General features: G+C 64.7%; 10 protein-coding genes and 4 pseudogenes. 11 read left to right on the top strand and 3 right to left on the bottom strand.

Annotated features, from left to right (window positions below):
* Positions 1-47 precede the first annotated feature (47 nt).
* On the bottom strand, positions 48-1,217 hold the full coding sequence (locus AC5Y7V_RS30845) for an IS30 family transposase (protein WP_084027882.1): 1,170 nt from the start codon (positions 1,215-1,217) through the stop codon (positions 48-50).
* A gap of 1,438 nt (positions 1,218-2,655) precedes the next feature.
* Here AC5Y7V_RS30845 and AC5Y7V_RS30840 point away from each other — a divergent pair.
* Together AC5Y7V_RS30840 and AC5Y7V_RS30835 are read left to right on the top strand one after the other, a co-directional pair.
* Positions 2,656-2,949, top strand: a complete 294-nt coding sequence (locus tag AC5Y7V_RS30840; protein ID WP_499883745.1) for a PPE domain-containing protein — start codon at positions 2,656-2,658, stop codon at positions 2,947-2,949.
* Positions 2,950-3,511: 562 nt separating this feature from the next.
* Positions 3,512-5,197 (top strand): ABC transporter family substrate-binding protein, encoded by a 1,686-nt coding sequence (locus AC5Y7V_RS30835; protein ID WP_499883746.1) that lies wholly within the window; start codon positions 3,512-3,514, stop codon positions 5,195-5,197.
* 419 nt (positions 5,198-5,616) lie between these two features.
* Here the strand turns inward: AC5Y7V_RS30835 and AC5Y7V_RS30830 are convergent, their stop codons facing one another.
* The gene (locus tag AC5Y7V_RS30830; RefSeq protein WP_499883744.1) at positions 5,617-6,033 is read right to left on the bottom strand and encodes a hypothetical protein; all 417 of its coding nucleotides are present in this window, start codon (positions 6,031-6,033) and stop codon (positions 5,617-5,619) included.
* 665 nt (positions 6,034-6,698) lie between these two features.
* Here AC5Y7V_RS30830 and istA point away from each other — a divergent pair.
* From istA to AC5Y7V_RS30790, 8 genes and pseudogenes are all read left to right on the top strand, one after another.
* A pseudogene (gene istA, locus AC5Y7V_RS30825) lies at positions 6,699-8,213 on the top strand (IS21 family transposase); the annotation flags it as partial.
* A 119-nt stretch (positions 8,214-8,332) separates the two neighbouring features.
* Positions 8,333-9,106, top strand: a complete 774-nt coding sequence (gene istB, locus AC5Y7V_RS30820) for an IS21-like element helper ATPase IstB (RefSeq protein ID WP_499883743.1) — start codon at positions 8,333-8,335, stop codon at positions 9,104-9,106.
* Between the two features lie 123 nt (positions 9,107-9,229).
* Positions 9,230-10,283, top strand: a pseudogene (locus AC5Y7V_RS30815) (IS256 family transposase); the annotation flags it as partial.
* Between the two features lie 87 nt (positions 10,284-10,370).
* Positions 10,371-11,423: a tyrosine-type recombinase/integrase gene (locus tag AC5Y7V_RS30810; RefSeq protein WP_499883742.1), complete on the top strand. Its 1,053-nt coding sequence runs from the start codon at positions 10,371-10,373 to the stop codon at positions 11,421-11,423.
* Complete coding sequence (locus AC5Y7V_RS30805; protein ID WP_499883741.1) at positions 11,420-13,393, top strand: tyrosine-type recombinase/integrase; 1,974 nt, start codon at positions 11,420-11,422, stop codon at positions 13,391-13,393. The genes AC5Y7V_RS30810 and AC5Y7V_RS30805 overlap by 4 nt, the downstream gene beginning before the upstream one ends.
* A gap of 19 nt (positions 13,394-13,412) precedes the next feature.
* A pseudogene (locus AC5Y7V_RS30800) lies at positions 13,413-13,649 on the top strand (transposase); the annotation flags it as partial.
* The gene (locus AC5Y7V_RS30795; RefSeq protein WP_499883740.1) at positions 13,646-13,840 is read left to right on the top strand and encodes a hypothetical protein; all 195 of its coding nucleotides are present in this window, start codon (positions 13,646-13,648) and stop codon (positions 13,838-13,840) included. The pseudogene AC5Y7V_RS30800 and the gene AC5Y7V_RS30795, both read left to right, overlap by 4 nt.
* Positions 13,841-13,991: 151 nt before the next feature.
* Positions 13,992-14,699, top strand: a pseudogene (locus AC5Y7V_RS30790) (transposase); the annotation flags it as partial.
* Positions 14,700-15,086: 387 nt separating this feature from the next.
* Here AC5Y7V_RS30790 and AC5Y7V_RS30785 read toward each other — a convergent pair.
* A complete protein-coding gene (locus AC5Y7V_RS30785) occupies positions 15,087-15,620 on the bottom strand; it encodes a hypothetical protein (protein WP_499883739.1) in 534 nt (177 codons plus the stop codon).
* 645 nt (positions 15,621-16,265) lie between these two features.
* Between AC5Y7V_RS30785 and AC5Y7V_RS30780 the strand changes: the two genes are divergently transcribed.
* Complete coding sequence (locus AC5Y7V_RS30780) at positions 16,266-16,583, top strand: DUF2933 domain-containing protein (RefSeq protein WP_499883738.1); 318 nt, start codon at positions 16,266-16,268, stop codon at positions 16,581-16,583.
* The last annotated feature ends 99 nt before the right edge of the window (positions 16,584-16,682 follow it).

Genomic DNA, 16,682 nt, shown 5'->3' with positions numbered 1-16,682 from the left:
CGGGTTCTAAGGTGAATTCGTCCGGTCGTCGCAACACATCGACGGAATCAGAGTAGTCCGTGGGTGAAGACCAGCTCGGGTGTCTGCCAGTTGAGGATCTTGCGGGGTCGGCTGTTGAGGAGCTTCTCAGCGCGAGCCAGATCGTCGGTCGTGTAGACGGATAGATCTTTGCCCTTCGGAAAGAATTGGCGCAGGAGGCCATTGGTGTTCTCGTTGGTCCCACGCTGCCAGGGACTGGCGGGTTCAGCAAAGAACACCCCCTCCTCGAAGTGCCCAGCAAGCAGATCGTGGCGAGCCATCTCCGAGCCCTGGTCCCACGTCAAGGTGCGCCTAGCGGCCTCGGGCAGTGCACGCAGCACGCACTCGAAGGCATCGGTGAACATCTCAGCACTGTGACCGTGCGGGAGGTGGATCAGCCGCACCGCGCGGCTGGTTCGATCCACTAGTGTGCCGATCGCCGAACGACTGTGCTTGCCGACGATCAGATCACCCTCCCAATCCCCGATGCGGGTGCGCGTCTCGACGATCGGTGGACGGCGATGGATCAGGACCGCCGGAGCCACGAAGCGCGGGGTGCGTTCGGTGGTCTTGCGGCGGCGCCTGCGCAATGGTCTGCCGGTGCGCAGCTTGGCCGTCAGCACCCTGCTCAACCCGCCTTTGCGGCCCAAATACAGTGCCTGATAGATCGTTTCGTGACAGATGTGCCAGTCCGGGCGGTCCGGATATTCCGTGCGCAGCCACGCACTAATCTGCTGCGGACTCCAGGTGTCTTCGAGCTTGCCGGCCACCAACTCCCGCAACTCCGGATCAACGACAAGCGTCCCAGCGCGTTCTCGACGAGCGTTATCGCGAGCACGGGCGTGGGCGAGGTCGGCGTCGTAGACACCCTTGTCGTGTGGCTTAAGGTGCCGGCGTAGTTCCCGTGAGATCGTAGAGGGAGCCCGGCCGATTCTGCGGGCGATCTCGCGGATGCAGTGGCCGTGCTCGCGCAAGGTCGCGATGCGCTGGCGCTCCAGCAACGTCAGGTAGCGTGACGAGTGTGTCTGCTCAGCCATCCGTGCTGGCGGCAGGCCGCCCGCTTCAGCGCGCCATCGATATCCGGTCTTACGGCCGATGCCGGTTTGCCGGCAAGCCTCGACGGTGGGCACCCCTCCGAGGATCAGCTTCCAGTACTCGTCCTCCAACACCAGACGCCGCTTGCGGCCTCGTCGCGTCATCTCCACACCCCTTCAATTAGCAGGAGTGTTGCGACAAGCCTTAGAACCCGCCCGTCGACACGGGGTCAGTTTTCAGGCGTCGCCGACAGGCAGATCCCACTCAAAGGCAGCCATAAGGCGCCGGTCAATTTTCGGGCCAGGCCCGCCACCAAGCTCCGGAGCAATAATCACTGTCAATTTTCGGCTCCCGTTCAACACTCAGTCGGCACAAGCCGCCTGAGTGTGTGTTCAGTCAACGGGTTCCAGGCTTAGATTTGCGAGCGAACTTGTGCACCATGCCTGTTGGCTCGGCAAGCGAAGGCGTTCGACATCTCAGGGTGGCTGCAGTATCAGCGTTGACACGATGGACCCGCCAACGCTGTCAGCCCGTTCAACGTGTTGGCGGCGGTCGTTAGCCGACTGAGTTCACCATTGCCGGCAAGCGGCTTCGCAGCGCCGGCACAGACCTACACACGGTCACCAGCCGACGTACCCCTACCCGGTAGAGCCGAACCGAGAGTTTGACGAATTACCGAAGGTGGCGCGGTGTGTGGTGCACGCCCGACCGACGCTGACGAGCCGCTTCTGCGTCGTCATACCGCTGTCGATCGCTCGTGTTGTTTGCCAGCATCTTGCGGCACAGCCGATGCTGTAGCCGGGTCGGGTTGAACATCAGGTTGCCGTTCTCGGCTGCGTCCGGGCCGCCGACGCTGTCCGTGTGTGGGCGCCGCGCCGGCAGCTTGCGGTGCTCCCCGAGGCTGGCGGAACCCGATGGCATCCCGCTGGCTGGTGCTGGCGTAGCGACAGTCGTCGAAGCTCTCCAATGCGAGGCGAGCACCCACCACGGCCGACTCGCAGCGACCTCGCGGCACTGCCGGCCCCTGGCTACGCTCTGCACGCAAGCATGCAACCTGCCCATCCCCGGCAACGGCGGCTCGGCGATCGTGAAGTTGGCGTTCCCGGGCTTGGCCTTGGCCGGTTCAACATTGGAAGAGCGAGGAATAGAACATGATCGCAGCGGCGAGGCCATCACCGCATGCAGAACGTTGACAGCTAGTACCCTACAGGGGTACCGTTATGCGCGTGGAACCCGAATCGCGCCATTGCCAATCTACTGGCTGCGGCTGTGGTGACACCGCGTGCACACATACTGCGGGCTGCCAGCACGGTCACCCCAAGTGATTACGAGAGTCCTCGTCAGTATCGCTATGGGCCTCGGTGCTGCTGCTGGGCTAGCACCGGCGGCCAGCGCTGACCCGAACTCGTTCAGTAACCTCAGCTGTGACTGCCAATCGCCCCCGAAGCTCGGCCCTGCAGCCACCAACCCAATCGCCCAGGGGATCCAGGACGGTCTCTCGTATCGGCCGACACCCCTGCGGGCCAGAGCTGCTTTTGTGGCGGCGCGTGATCACTACGTGCAGGGCCCCAGCGGCAGTCCGGTAAATCTGCGCGGCCGCCGATGCCGCCCGCCGTGGTGAGTGCGACCGCGAGGCCGCTCACGCCCAGCCGGCCCGCTCAGGCAATCAGAGGTCACAGGAGTGGATTTCGGGGCGATAGCGCCGAAGATCAACTCGACCGGATGTGTTCGGGCCCCGGTCCGGGGCCGATATCGGCCGTCGCCGCTGCCTGGGATGGGCTCGTCGATGGCCTGTATTCAGCGGCAGCGTCGCTCAGGTCGGTGATCGTGGGCTTGGCTAACGATTCGTGGCAGGGACTTTCGACCTCGTCGATGATGCAGACGGTCAAGCCGTAGCTGGAATGGATGGAGATCACTGCCGCACAGGCTGAGCACCCGGCCGTGCGGGCGAGGTCGGCCACGAAAGCTTACGATATCGTCGCTGGTCTAGAAGATGGCGCCCTCCGAACCAACCAGGCAGCATCGTCGGGACGGATGGACGCGCATTGGGACGGCCGGTGACGGTGCGGGCGCGGTTCGCAGGCAGCCCGGCCACGCTCAACGTCCCTATCAGTCTGGGATCCGGCATTCTGTTGCGTGATCTCGAAAGCCGGTTCAGGCCGTCATCTTTGTCTTGTTCGCCTGGCCATCGAGGGATCAAGCAACTCGGCGACCTCGTGGCCTCGATATTTGGCGGTTATCGTCGAGCAGGGGTGACAGTTTTGAGGAGGTTGTCTGCGATCCGCGACACGACGACACGCGGCCGCAATTGGCGGCAGCACCGTGACGGAATCCGGCTTGTGGAGACGGCGACGATGCGAGCCGTGCTGGATGTGTTGCCCACTTGCTTGGGGAGTCGGGCGATCTCGGCTCGCACCGTCACGGGCCTTCGGATAGCGCCGTGACGCACGGAACTCTCATGATCCAGTTGGCCCGGCGTCGCGGCGACCGAGCCGCGATGGCGATGCTCACCGCCGCAATGGTTTTGGCGGGGTGCTCGGCGAATACCCCCTTAGTGCCGTCCGGCGGCAACGCTGAGGTCAGCACCACCCGTGATATCAACCCGCAGGATCCCGCGACGCTGCAAGACGGCGGGGACCTGCGGCTGGGGCTCGCAGCGTTCCCGTCCAATTTCAACCTATTGAACATCGATGGCAGCGACGCCGACACCGCCGCCGTGCTCAAGGCCACCATGCCGCATGCGTTCGTTATCGGGTCGGATGGCTCGACGACCGTTGACCCCGACTACTTCAGCAGCGTCGAACTCACCAGCACTACCCCGCAGGTCGTCACCTACACCATCAACCCGCAGGCGCTGTGGTCGGACGGCACACCGATCACGTGGCGCGATATCGCCAGCCAGATCCGCGCCCTCAGCGGCGCTGACAAGACTTTCGCGGTCGCCGGACCCAATGGCGCCGACCGTGTCGCGTCGGTGACCCGTGGCGTGGACGACCGGCAGGCCATCGTGACGTTCGCCAAGCCCTACGCCGAGTGGCGCGGCATGTTCGCCGGCAACGGCATGCTGCTGCCGGCCAGCATGACCGCCACGCCCGAGGTATTCAACAAGGGCCAGCTCGAAGGACCCGGCCCGTCGGCCGGTCCGTTCGTCGTGTCGTCACTGGACCGGACCGCGCAGCGAATTGTGTTGACCCGCAACCCGAAATGGTGGGGACAGCGGCCACGCCTGAACAGCATCACCTATCTGGTGCTCGATGACGCCGCGCGGCTACCGGCGTTGCAGGACAACGCCATCGACGCCACCATCGTCGGCTCGCTGGACGAGCTGACCATCGCACGGCGGACAACGGGTATCTCGATCCGGCGCGCGCCTGGCCCGAGCTGGTATCACTTGACGTTCAACGGCACGCCCGGGTCGATCCTGGAAGACAAGGCGCTGCGCCGCGCCGTTGCCAAGGGCATCGACCGGCTGACCATCGCCCGGGTGATCGAGCACGGGCTGGTGAACAACCCGGTGCCGCTGAACAACCACGTCTATGTAGCCGGGCAGAAGGGCTATCAGGACAATAGCGGCGTCGTCGCCTATGACCCGGCCGAGGCGCGACGAGAGCTCGATGGGCTGGGCTGGAAACTCAGCGGCGCCTTCCGGGAGAAGAATGGTCGCCAGTTGGTGCTCCGCGATGTGTTTTTCGACGCGCAGAGCACACTGCACTTCGCTCATATCGCGCAGCACAGTCTCGCTGAGATCGGCGTCAAAGTTGAACTGGTAGCCATTGGAGGCAGCGACTTTTTCACCAACTACGTCAACGTCGGGGCTTTCGATATCGCCGAGTTCGGCTGGGTCGGTGACTCATTCCCACTGTCGTCGCTGACCCAGATCTACAAGTCCGATGGGGAAAGCAACTTCGGCAAGATCGGCAGCCCGCAGATCGACGCGGCGATCGAGCGGACGCTCGAAGAACTCGATCCCGGCAAGGCGCGGGCCTTGGCCAACAACCTCGACAAGCTCATCTGGGCCGAGGGATTCAGCCTGCCGCTGACCCAATCCGAGGGCGTCGTCGCGGTGCGCAGCACACTGGCCAATTTCGGCGCGACCGGTCTCGCGGACCTGGATTACACCGCGATCGGGTTCATGCGCAGCTAAGGCCCGGCGCCGGTGCGGCCGTGTCGACCGCTCACGTTCTTCGTCGTATCCCTTCATCCGATCCCCGCCGGCGTCGCATCACAGCATGAACGTCGTCGTCAAGTTTCCGCAACAGTGTCGGCCCCATCGGTACGGACGCTGATCGCTTGCCGACCGCACCGCACATCGATGCCGTTGGTGCGCAGCCGCTCGGCGAACCAGCTCTCCCAGACTGGGATTTTCACGGTCAAGCAACCGGGGGGCCACGCTGAACGAGCGTCGCGGTGCTTGCCCAAAGTCGTTCAGATCATGGCGTTCGTCTCGTGGTAGTACCGAGGTCTACGGAAAAAGATCCGCCGACAGGGCCGCGGCACCCGCGGGCGGTAGAGTCGTGCGGAATGCTGGTCACCGACTTGCGTCACGAGACCACCGTTGCGGCGTCAGACATGGCTGACCCGACCCATCGGGGCGACATCGACAGCCAAGCTCGCGACCACCAGCCTGGCGGTGGCTACATCCAGCCCCCGCACCAACTCTGACAACGCACCGATGACGTTCGATGGGTCGGCGCGAAATACCCTGGGCGACAACGACAAGCAAGCCAGCGTATTCGCGGCCCGCGCCAGCAGCCGATCATAGGTATCGCCGTCGAGTGCCGCCGGCAGCCGACAGCGCTCTGCGTCGGCGACACTGATCTGCGCCAGGTCCCGCAGTGACCACCGCGGCAACCATGACCGGCGCAGCTTGCGCAGCAATTTTTCGAGCAGCAACTGCGCGTCGCCGACAGCACCAGAGTCACCCAACAGCAGGTCCCTGATCTTCCGAGCGTCGTCAGCCGCCGACGACCACCCCGCCAACGCCAGCAGGCTAGTGAGGTGGTCACACTCCCGTGCCGCGTCCAGCGGCGCTGCCCGCTTTGCCGGCGCCACGCCGGGGCGAGGTGCCGGAAGTGACCGCCAATGGGTAAAGGTTGTTCACCATGGATCAAGACGGCCCTCGATCTCCCCTGATTGCGCGGTATCTGGGAGTCCTCCAATGCCCCCGGTGCGGCCTGCGAGCACAAGAACCCGAGGCACCTTTCGGATGTCGCTAATGTGCCCACTCCGGCGTGGGCGTCAACCTCGCTCCTGCCTACACGCTGACACCGGGCCCGTTGCCATGGAAGTCGTCCGAACCGGGCATCTTCGGCTTTCGAGAGTTGCTGCCGTTGACGCCCGACACCGTCCCGATCAGCCTCGGAGAAGGTGCGACACCAGTTGCGTCCCTGATAGTGGTGTAACGCCGATCGCGTGATCGTTTCCTGGTGTGTCGTTAGGGACGAGAGCGCGGTCACCGCGTGTCGGCGTTCAAGTAATTCCCCAGGTTGACTAGGTTTTCGTTCACGTAATTCCCCAGGGCCGCGTTCACGTAATTCCCCACCGGGAAGGCGAGCGTGTCGCCGCTGGTGTGGTCCTCGCAAGGCAAAGGCTGCTCCCAGCAGATGAGCTGATGGGAGCCGGAATTGGCGAGGAGAACGTTCGACGTGGTCGATGTGACCGAGATTTTGATCCACTGGCATGCGGGCCGTTCGCAAAGCCAGATCGCTTCGAGCTTGGGGCTGGATCGCAAGACGGTGAAGAAGTATCTGGACCCCGCGATTGCTGCCGGGCTGGAGCCGGGCGGTCCGCCACGGTCGCCGGACGAGTGGGCCGAGTTGGTGCGGGAGTGGTTCCCGCAGCTGGCCGATACCAGGCTGCGTCAGATCACGTGGCCGGAGATCGAGCAGCACCGCGATTTCATCAAGGCGATGCTGCTGGCGGGGGTGACCAAGCAGACGATCTGGCAGCGGCTTCGTGACGAGCACGGGCTGACCGCCTCGGTGTCCTCGCTGAAGCGCTATGTGGATGCCAACCTGCCCGAAGAGAACCAGCGCGAGCGGGTAACGGTGCTACGTGATGATCCGCCGCCGGGTGAGGAAGCCCAAATCGATTACGGCTATCTGGGATCGTGGGTGGACCCGATCGGTGGGCGGCGCCGCCGGATCTGGGCGTTCGTGATGGTGCTGGCCGTCTCGCGGCTGATGTTCGTGCGCCCGGTGCTGAGCATGGATCAGCGTGCCTGGACCGAGTGCCACGTGGCCGCGTTCGCGTTCTTCGGGGGTGTGCCGGCCCGACTGGTGCCCGATAACCTGCGCACCGGGGTGGCGCGCCCGGATTTGTATGACCCCAAAATCAACCGGTCCTACGCCGAATTAGCCCACCATTATGGGGCTTTGGTGGACCCGGCGCGGGCCGGCAAGCCCAAGGACAAGCCTCGGGTGGAGCGGCCGATGCCCTATGTGCGCGACTCATTTTGGCGCGGCCGCGAATGGAGCTCGCTGGAGCAGATGCAGCAGGCCGCGATCAGCTGGTGTCGCGATGTGGCCGGACGCCGCTCGTGTCGGCCGCTCGGTGGCGCCTCCCCGATGTCGGCGTTCGAGGCCCTCGAGGCAGAAGCGTTAAAGCCATTGCCGCACAAGGCCTTCGTGCTCGCCGACTGGACGATGGGCACGGTAGGCCAAGATATCCACGTCAAGGTCGGCCGAACACTGTATTCGGTGCCGTGGCGGCATATCGGGCGCAAGGTCAATGCGCGGTCCACACCCGACATGGTGCAGATCTTCGACAACGGCGAGCTGATCGCCACCCACGTGCGCAAACCGTTCGGCAAGCAAACCGACATGGCCCACTACCCGCCCGAGCGGATCGCGTTTGCCATGCGCGGACCGACCTGGTGTCGCAACCGCGCCGCTGAAATCGGGCCGTCCACCGTGGCCGTGATCGCCGAGCTGCTGGCCGAGAACGCACTGTTTCGGCTGCGCGCCGCCCAAGGCGTGCTCGGGTGCGCCGATCGCCACGGCGCGGACCGGCTGGAATTGGCCTGCGCCAAAGCAATCCGTGTCGGTGACCCCTCGTATCGCACCATCAAGGGCATCCTGGCCGCCGGCCTAGAAGCAGATCCACCGCCACCATGCAGCGGTGACGGCGGTGCCGCGGCGTTCCTGCACGGTCCTTCGCGGCTGTTCGGCAACGTGGTGGCCCTGCCCAACCCGAACCACCCAGCCGTAGCGGACCCTGCCACCACGAACACCGATCACCATGACGATGGGGATGACGAGCACGACGATGGGGTCTCGGCATGATCGTCGACGTCGCCCTTGAACAAGCGCTGCGCACGCTTAAGCTCTCCGGGATGCTGCAGACGTTGGAATCGCGGCTGGCCCAGGCCCGCGCCGGTGACCTCGGGCATATCGAATTCCTGCAGGTCCTCTGCCACGACGAGATCGCCCGGCGCGAATCTCAAGCGGTAGCACGGCGGATCCGCCGCGCCCAGTTCGAACAGCAACTCACCTTGGAAGAGTTCAACTTTGCCGCCAGCCCGAAACTGCCCGCCGCCCAGATCCGCGACCTCGCCGCGCTGCGCTGGCTGGCCATCGGCGAGTCGGTGATCCTCAGCGGCCCGGTCGGTGTGGGCAAGACCCACGTGGCACAAGCCCTGGGCCATCTGGCGATTCGCCAGGGCGCAGAAGTCCGCTTCACCAAAACCAGCCGCCTGCTGGCCACCCTGGCCGGCGGACACGCCGACCGCACCTGGGACAAACGGCTACACGAATTCGTCCGCCCCGCCGTACTCATTCTCGACGACTTCGGGATGCGTGAACTCACCGCCACCCAGGCCGACGACCTCTATGAGCTGATCTCCGAACGCAGCACCGCCGGCGGGTCAATGATCCTGACCTCCAACCGATCTCCGATCGACTGGTATCCGCTATTTCCCAACGCCGTGGTCGCCGAGTCGCTGCTGGACAGGCTCATCAACACCAGCCATCAGGTGTTCATGAACGGACCCAGCTACCGACCCACCAAACGCCCCGGCACCAAAGATCAACCCCGAAAGGAGGCCATCGGGTAGAACATCATCCAGGACCCACCACCTGCGGAATAACCTGAGCGCAGCCCGCGGGAATTACGTGAGCGTCGACACGCGTGATCCTTCGAGTGAACCTTCCAAAGCACTCTCGAGAGGAACCACACGATGACCGCTCCTCATATTGTGAACCCTGCTGCGTTGTTGGAGCAGGCTCTGTCCGACGCGTCGCCGGATCTGATGCGCTCCCTGTTGGGCACGGTGCTCAACGCATTGCTGTCGGCTGATGCTGATGCGGTATGCGGCGCCGAGTACGGCCGGCCCAGCCCGGATCGGACGAACTCGCGTAACGGCTACCGCCACCGTGACCTGGACACCCGTGTCGGCACGATCGATGTCGCGATCCCCAAGCTACGCCAAGGCTCCTACTTCCCCGAATGGCTGCTGGAGCGCCGCAAACGCGCTGAGGCGGCACTGATTTCGGTGGTGGCGACCTGCTATCTGCTCGGGGTCTCCACGCGGCGGATGGACAAACTGGTGGCCACGTTGGGGGTCACCAGTTTGAGCCGCTCGCAGGTCTCGCGGATGGCCGCAGACCTCGATGAGCAGGTCAAGGCGTTTCGCACCCGCCCTCTTGGGGAGGCGGGAGCGTTCACCTTTGTCGCGGCCGATGCGTTGACGATGAAAGTCCGCGAAGACGGGCGGGTGGTCAACGCCGTGGTGCTGGTGGCCACCGGCGTCAACGCCGACGGGCACCGGGAGGTGCTCGGTGTCACCGTGGCCACCACTGAGACCGGCCCGGTGTGGAACACCTTCTTCGCCGATCTGGTCGCCCGCGGCCTGCACGGGGTAAGGCTGGTCACCTCCGATGCCCACCGGGGCCTGGTCGAGGCGGTCGCGGCGAACCTGCCTGGCGCGGCCTGGCAACGCTGCCGCACCCACTACGCCGCCAACTTGATGGATGTGACCCCGAAAAGCTCCTGGGGATGGGTCAAAGCGCTGCTGCACTCGGTCTATGACCAGCCCGATGCCCAAGCGGTGGGCGCCCAGTTCGACCGTGTCGTCGACGCGTTGGCCGACAAGCTGCCCGCGGTAGCCGAACACCTCGATGGTGCCCGCGCTGAGATACTGGCCTTCACCGCGTTCCCCAAGGAACTTGTGGCGCCAAATCTGGTCGAATAATCCCATATCCGTTAACCGGCTCTCAGCGGACACGAGCCGGGTAGCGGCGTGAGATCCGGACCGATTCCCTCGGTCGGGTGGATGCTGCTCAGAACAGGCCCCTGACTGGGAAGGGCGGGAGACGGCGATGGCGGTGCGGGTCAGCGAGGGCGATGGCGGGTATCGGATCGATGGTGACTGGGACGGGGTTGATCCTGCGAATGCGTTCCTGGCTCACCTGAGCGGGCGGGGGTTCAGCCCGGCCACGGTGCGTGCCTATGCATTTGATGTGGTGAACCTGGCGCGGTTTCTTGCCGAGCGCGATGCCACGCTGGCAGCTGTTGATTCGCCGCTGGTGTTTGACTGGATCGATTGGCAGGGCGTGCGTCGCTTAGGCGGTCGCGGGAGTGCGGACCGGACGCGTTCGGCGGCGGCGTCGACGGTGAACCGTCGGGTAGCGGCGGTTCGGGCTTTGTTTGAGTACTTGGTGATGACGGGGCGGCGTGGTGACAACCCGGTGCCCTCGCCGCGGCGCGGTGTGGGGCTGCGTCGCGCGCAACGCGGGCTGCTGGGTCATCTGGGTCCCGGGCGGGCCCGCGCTGGGGGCCGGTTGGTGCGACAGCCAATGCTGCTACCAGAATCGTTGTCGGCCAACGATATCGACTCATTCATTGCCTCGTTGGGTACTCATCGGGATCGGGCGATGGTGTTGGCGATGCTGCTGGGCGGACTACGGTCGGCGGAGGTGCGCGGGCTGCTGTTGGCCGATGTGGACATGGGTCGGCGACGGTTGCGGGTGGTCGGTAAAGGCGGCAAGGAACGCCACGTTCCGGTGGATGCGGCTTTTTTCACCGAGCTTGCCGCCTTTCTACGGTTGGAGCGCCCGCCCGGGCTGGCGACGCCGCAGTGCTTCGTGGTGTTGCGCGGCCCGACAACTGGGGCGCGGATCAGCGAGGCTGGGCTGCGCAGCCTGTTTCGCCGCCACCGTGAGCTTTCCGGTTCAATCCGGGTGCGCCCACATCGGCTGCGCCACACCTACGGCACCGAATTAGCTTCCGCGGGAATGGATCTGCTTGCATTACGGGCGTTGATGGGACACACCTCACCGGAGACCACGGCCCGCTACGTTCACCTGTCATTGGAGCAGCTCGCCGCCGAATACGGTGCCGCCCGCGCCACGTTGGCCGGGGCAGCGCGATGACCGCCGTTACGGTCGAGGACTCCGTTGGTGTCGGCACCGTGGTGAGTGACTACCTCGACTACGTCGCTGGCTTGGGCCTGAGCGGTCGGGCGGTCCGGGACCGGATCCGCATCGCACGGCAATTTCACGCTCGTCACCCGGATCTGGCGGCGTGGATGGCGCTGCCCGCTGTTGAGCGGGCCGGCGAGCTTCGCTCGAGTCGGGCGTGGCCGCTGCTGTGCTATGCGATCGGTGCTGGCCGGATGCGGCTGGATGTCGAGCTGGCCGCCATTAGGCAGCTGACCGGGCTTGGTGTCGCCGTGGAGGCCCGTGATCCAGCCGGATTTTCCGCGATGCGTGAAGCGGGAAATCGGTTGGGCTGGAGCAGTTCTTGGATCGAAACTGTGCTCAGCGAGTGCTTGGCAGTGCTGCTGGCCTGCCATGGTGGGCTGGTCGCTGACCTCACCGAGCAGGCGATCGATGAATTCGACAGTGCGTTGTCGGCGAGTTCCATCCCGCGGTCCTCGCGGCGCGCCTACCGGGCGCGGTTGGCCAGCTTGCGCCAGCTGCTCTACGAGGTCCGGGTCCTCGACGCCGCTCCGCGACGACGACCGTGGGCACGCAGCCTCGAACAACGATTCACCGACGTGGCGATGGCCGCCCCGATCCGCGACACCCTGCTGCGCTATATCCGGGTCCGAGCCGCGGTGTTGCGGCCCAAATCGGTGGAATCGCTGATCAATGACCTGCTGCCGTTTGTCGAATACCTCAGCGCCCACCACCCGCAGCTGACCAGCCTGCGCGAACTCGACCGCGCCTGCATCGAGGGCTACCTGGCCTGGAATCGCACCCGCGGCTGGCGTGGACAACGCGCGGCCGCCGGCGCCGGGCGCACCGTCTCGGCTGCGGTCGCCCAGTCGGCGGTGCTTAGCCTGCGCAGCCTGCTCGATGACATCACCGCCTGGGGCTGGGAACAAGCGCCGCCACGGCGGCTGGTCTTCGCCGCCGACGTGCCTAAGCTTGACCAGCCGCTGCCGCGGGCGCTGGCCCCTGACATCGATACGGCAGTGATGAATGCTGTTGGGTGTCTGAAAGATTCGTTCGCCCGTATCGGGTTGACCGTGCTGCGCGGCGCGGGACTGCGGGTGGGTGAGCTGCTCGACCTGGAATTGGGCAGCATCATCGACTACGGGGCGGCTGGCACCTGGCTAAAGGTGCCGCTAGGCAAGCTGGCCACCGAACGCATGGTGCCGCTATCGGCGGCCACTACCGCTGCGCTCGACGAGTGGGTCGCACACCGTGGCGTGCACCGGCCACTGACCCATCCACGCACCGGCGTGCTCACCGATTTCCTGTTCACCCACCATGGCCGCCGCCTGGGCTACGCACGGCTGCGCAACGAGCTGCTAGCCGCGGCCCAATCCGCTGGGCTGCGCGGACCCGATGGCGGCATCCTCGTCGTCACGCCTCATCAGCTGCGTCATACCTGGGCCACCGAACTCGCCAACGCGGGGATGAGTATGCAGGCTTTGATGGCGCTGCTCGGACATGTCACACCGCAGATGACGATCCGCTACGCCACCCTTGCCTCGCCAACCCTGCGCGCCGCCTACGACGATGCCATGGGCAAGATGCGTCGCCAGTTCACTCTCACCCCGGTCGGTCGACCTATCCTGCCTGACAAGGTCAGCTGGCTACACAGTGAGATGCTGAAAACCCGCGTCGGGCATGGCTACTGCGCCCGCCACCCTGCCGCCGGCGCCTGCCCGTATGCCAACATCTGCGAAACCTGCGACAACTACATCACCGCACCTGAATTCCGCGGTGCCCTCACCAACCAACTCACCGACGTCCAAGCACTCAAACTCGACGCAGAGAACCGCGGCTGGGCCGACGAAGCAGCCCGTCATGACCGCGTCGCCCATGCCCTCACCGACCATCTCCACCGCCTCGACCGCTCGACCCACCCCAGAGCCACGAAGTTGACGTAACCGCGAGGGCCGGTTAAACGAACGCCTCAACCGCGAAATCCGCAGGCGCACAGACGTTGTCGGCATCTTCCCCGGCCGAGACGCCGTCATCCGCCTCGTTGGAGCTGTCCTGGCCGAACAGCACGACGAATGGGCTGAAGGCCGCCGCTACCTGGGACTAGACGTCCTGGCCCGCGCCGCTGCGGTGGGAACCACCGAACCCGCACCCACCACATCGTCCACCAACGGCCTGCCCGAACTGGAGCCCGCAGCGTGACAAACCCAGACACCCAGGGCGGATTCGGCCCCGGGCTGAGCCGCCAAACCTACCTCGGCCAGCTCGCCGCCACCGGTCACACCGGCTGGCACGACGAGCACGGCGTCCCCGCGCCCTGGCCCGAGGACTTCTGCGACCCCGACAGCGGATGGCAACCCACGACAGGAGGTGACCCCAACCAACCCTTCTAACCCCACCAAATTGAAGGATCAGCCGTTACACCACTCCCAGGGACTTGACCGCGACACCGGTGGTTACGGTCGTGTCCTTGCCGCGGTGTAAATGAATCCGGACGTAGGTTCCCTCGAAGACCGGCAAGTCTGATGGAAGGAGCCTACGTCCGTGTCGAAGAGGGTATCGCCTGTGCAGCGGTTGCAGGCAGAAACTGATGGTGTGTTCGCCGGCGGGGAGGACCTGTCGGGCGCGATCGAGGACGTGGCCCGGCTCGGTGCCCGGTTGCTGCTGCAGACCGCGATCGAGGCCGAGGTGGCCGCGTTCCTGGGCCGGGACAGCTAGAGTGGGCCGCGAGCTGTGAGGACGCCCGTGCCGGGATGCGCAACGGATACTGCCCGACCACGGTGAAGACCACCGCGGGACCGGAGACGCTGGCGCGGGCCGAAGATGCGCGGCACCACTGAGCGGTTCGCCTCCCAGCTGTTCGGCAAGGGAGTGACCAAGACCAACGCGTTGGAGTCGCTGGTGATCGCCGGGTTCGTGCGCGGCCTGTCGGTGCGCGACGTGGAGGCCACCTTGGTCGAGGCGCTCGGCGAGGCCGCCGCGGTGTCGAAGTCGACGGTGTCGCGGATATGTGAGGACGTCAAGACCCAGTTCGAGCAATGGAGCGCACGCCGCCTCGACAACGTCGAGCTGGATTTCCTGTTCCTGGACGGGTCGCATTTCAAATATCACGCGAACGCATCAGCCGAGCCGGTGCTGGCCGCGTGGGGTATCGACACCGACGGCAAACCGGTGTTCGTCGGGCTTGAGGCGGCATCGTCGGAGTCCGGTGATGCGTGGGAAGGGTTTTTGACCGGGCTCGGCGAACGCGGAGATGAAGATTCTGATGCAGGCCTACGGGGCCTCAGTCGTTGCTTACGAAAAGGGCCCAGACCGCTGGTCGGTGATGAGCGCAGCGGTCGACGAATTCGGCTGGACTGCAATGTCGGGGCCCATGAGCCCTCCGATCGGCTCCAACCCGTTTGGCATTGAGGGCTCACGCTCCGGAGAGATAGCCATTGAAACCCTGAAACTGGCCGTTGCGCATATCTTTCGATGGTGGTTTGCACGCACACTCTTCGCACGCTCGGGTATGCACGAAGGCGCTCGTTCGCGGTACAGGCCGCTAAAGTCAGCTCGGCTGGTGGGTCAACGTGGCAGCCAGTTCGTTGCGGAGGCACAACTCGACGCGGTTAGTCCGATTGCTACCATGAGCGTGCCTCACCGCGTGAAAGGCACCGGAGTCGCATTGCCGAATCTGCCCCACCATTGAAATAGGCTGTTCACATCTGCACCGCTGTGGACGTCGAGTAACAGCAGTTGTCGATTGCGGGTCCATTCGATGGCGGGCGTGCCTTCAAAGATGCCGCAGACGATCTGCCCGGCGGTCTGGTCAGGCGTCACGGCGTAGTGCCAATTGGCCGGTGAATCGTCCAGGCCTGGACATGGTGGCGGCGGGTGGCCGGACCCATATTTGGTCAGGTCGTGCTGGAACGCGCGATTCATCGAGTCTGGTCCGACGAAGAGCGAGAATCGCCCTTGCGTCGAGCCGTTGAGGCAGTCAAGGCTGGCTACCGATTCAGCTGGCGGGGTGCCGGCTGTTCTGCACGAGTTTGCCGCGAACCCAATCGGCAATACGCTAACTATTCGTTGCTCTTCGGGGCTGAATCGAGCGGCCGGCTCGCCATCGGCGTGTGGCAGAAATCCGAAACCCCCGAGAACGGTCAACACACCGAAGAAGATGCCCCCCACCATCCATGTAGCACGTCCTGTGCGCGACGACCCAAGCCTTACCCGCCCGGGACGCCGACCGAACGGTGAAGCTAGCGCATGGCTACGCATCACTGGCGACTTTGACGCGCGCGGTTCCGCCTACCGGTTCTGCACCGGGCATACCGACGCAAGCATTGAGGAACCATGCGGGTATCGGATCATGTACCCAAAGCCATGCAACAGGGACCGAAGTCGTGCCAAGTCGGGACATTGGTCACGTTCAGGCGATGACCCTGGTTCCTCCGGACCGCCAGATAGCGGGCAATTGTCACGGTCGCCTCGTCGATCGTACCGCCATTCCGGGCCAGTTTTACCTCGTCATAGGGGCCGAAGATCCCTACCCCGGACAGTATGTTGCAGCGATGATGGCGGCTGCACCGTCGACGCAACTAATGAATGGAGAGTTCGATTCCATCCCAAGCCAGGACCAAGGTCGCGCTGCCTAGTGATGCAATCATGGTTGCGTTAGCGACCGGAATCGAGGTGTTGTTAAGTGGCGCTGCTATGTCCGCAACCCTGGCGAGGGTTATTTCGCAACGCATCTCAGCCCATTGAATCAATGGCTCTGCCTTCGACGAGATGTTGACGATCACAGGCCATATCGAACTTTGAGCCAGGGATTCTCCGATGAAACGCCAGCACATGATGTGGTGTACGGCGGCATTGATCGCCGGTGGCGTGACCGTACTGGCTCTTGGTCCCCCGGCCTCGGCGGTTCTTCTGGTTCTTCTGGGTCTGGTCGTGCTCGCCTGCCCGGTGATGATGATGTTCATGCTGAGCGGCGGCCACGGCCACAGCGCTGATGCAAACCCCTACCCCTTCGAGCTGAACCGAATCCCGCTGATGATGCGCGGTGCTGACCGGGTGGGTACATTGATAGGCCAGGTGGCCAGCGTTAAAGGGGCGACGGCTGTTGGCCGGCACGCGCCGCACTTCTACCGTTGACTACAGCACTAGATCCATTGCGCCCCACCGGATCAACGCGTTGGCCGCCTGCGGTCTAGCCATCAAAGGAAGTGAAATGCCATATGCCAGGTCAGGTTT

The sequence above is a fragment of the Mycobacterium sp. NGS34 genome, from assembly GCF_059812845.1.
Note: the sequence above shows the minus strand (reverse complement) of the source record. Positions and strands in the feature narration are given on the sequence as shown.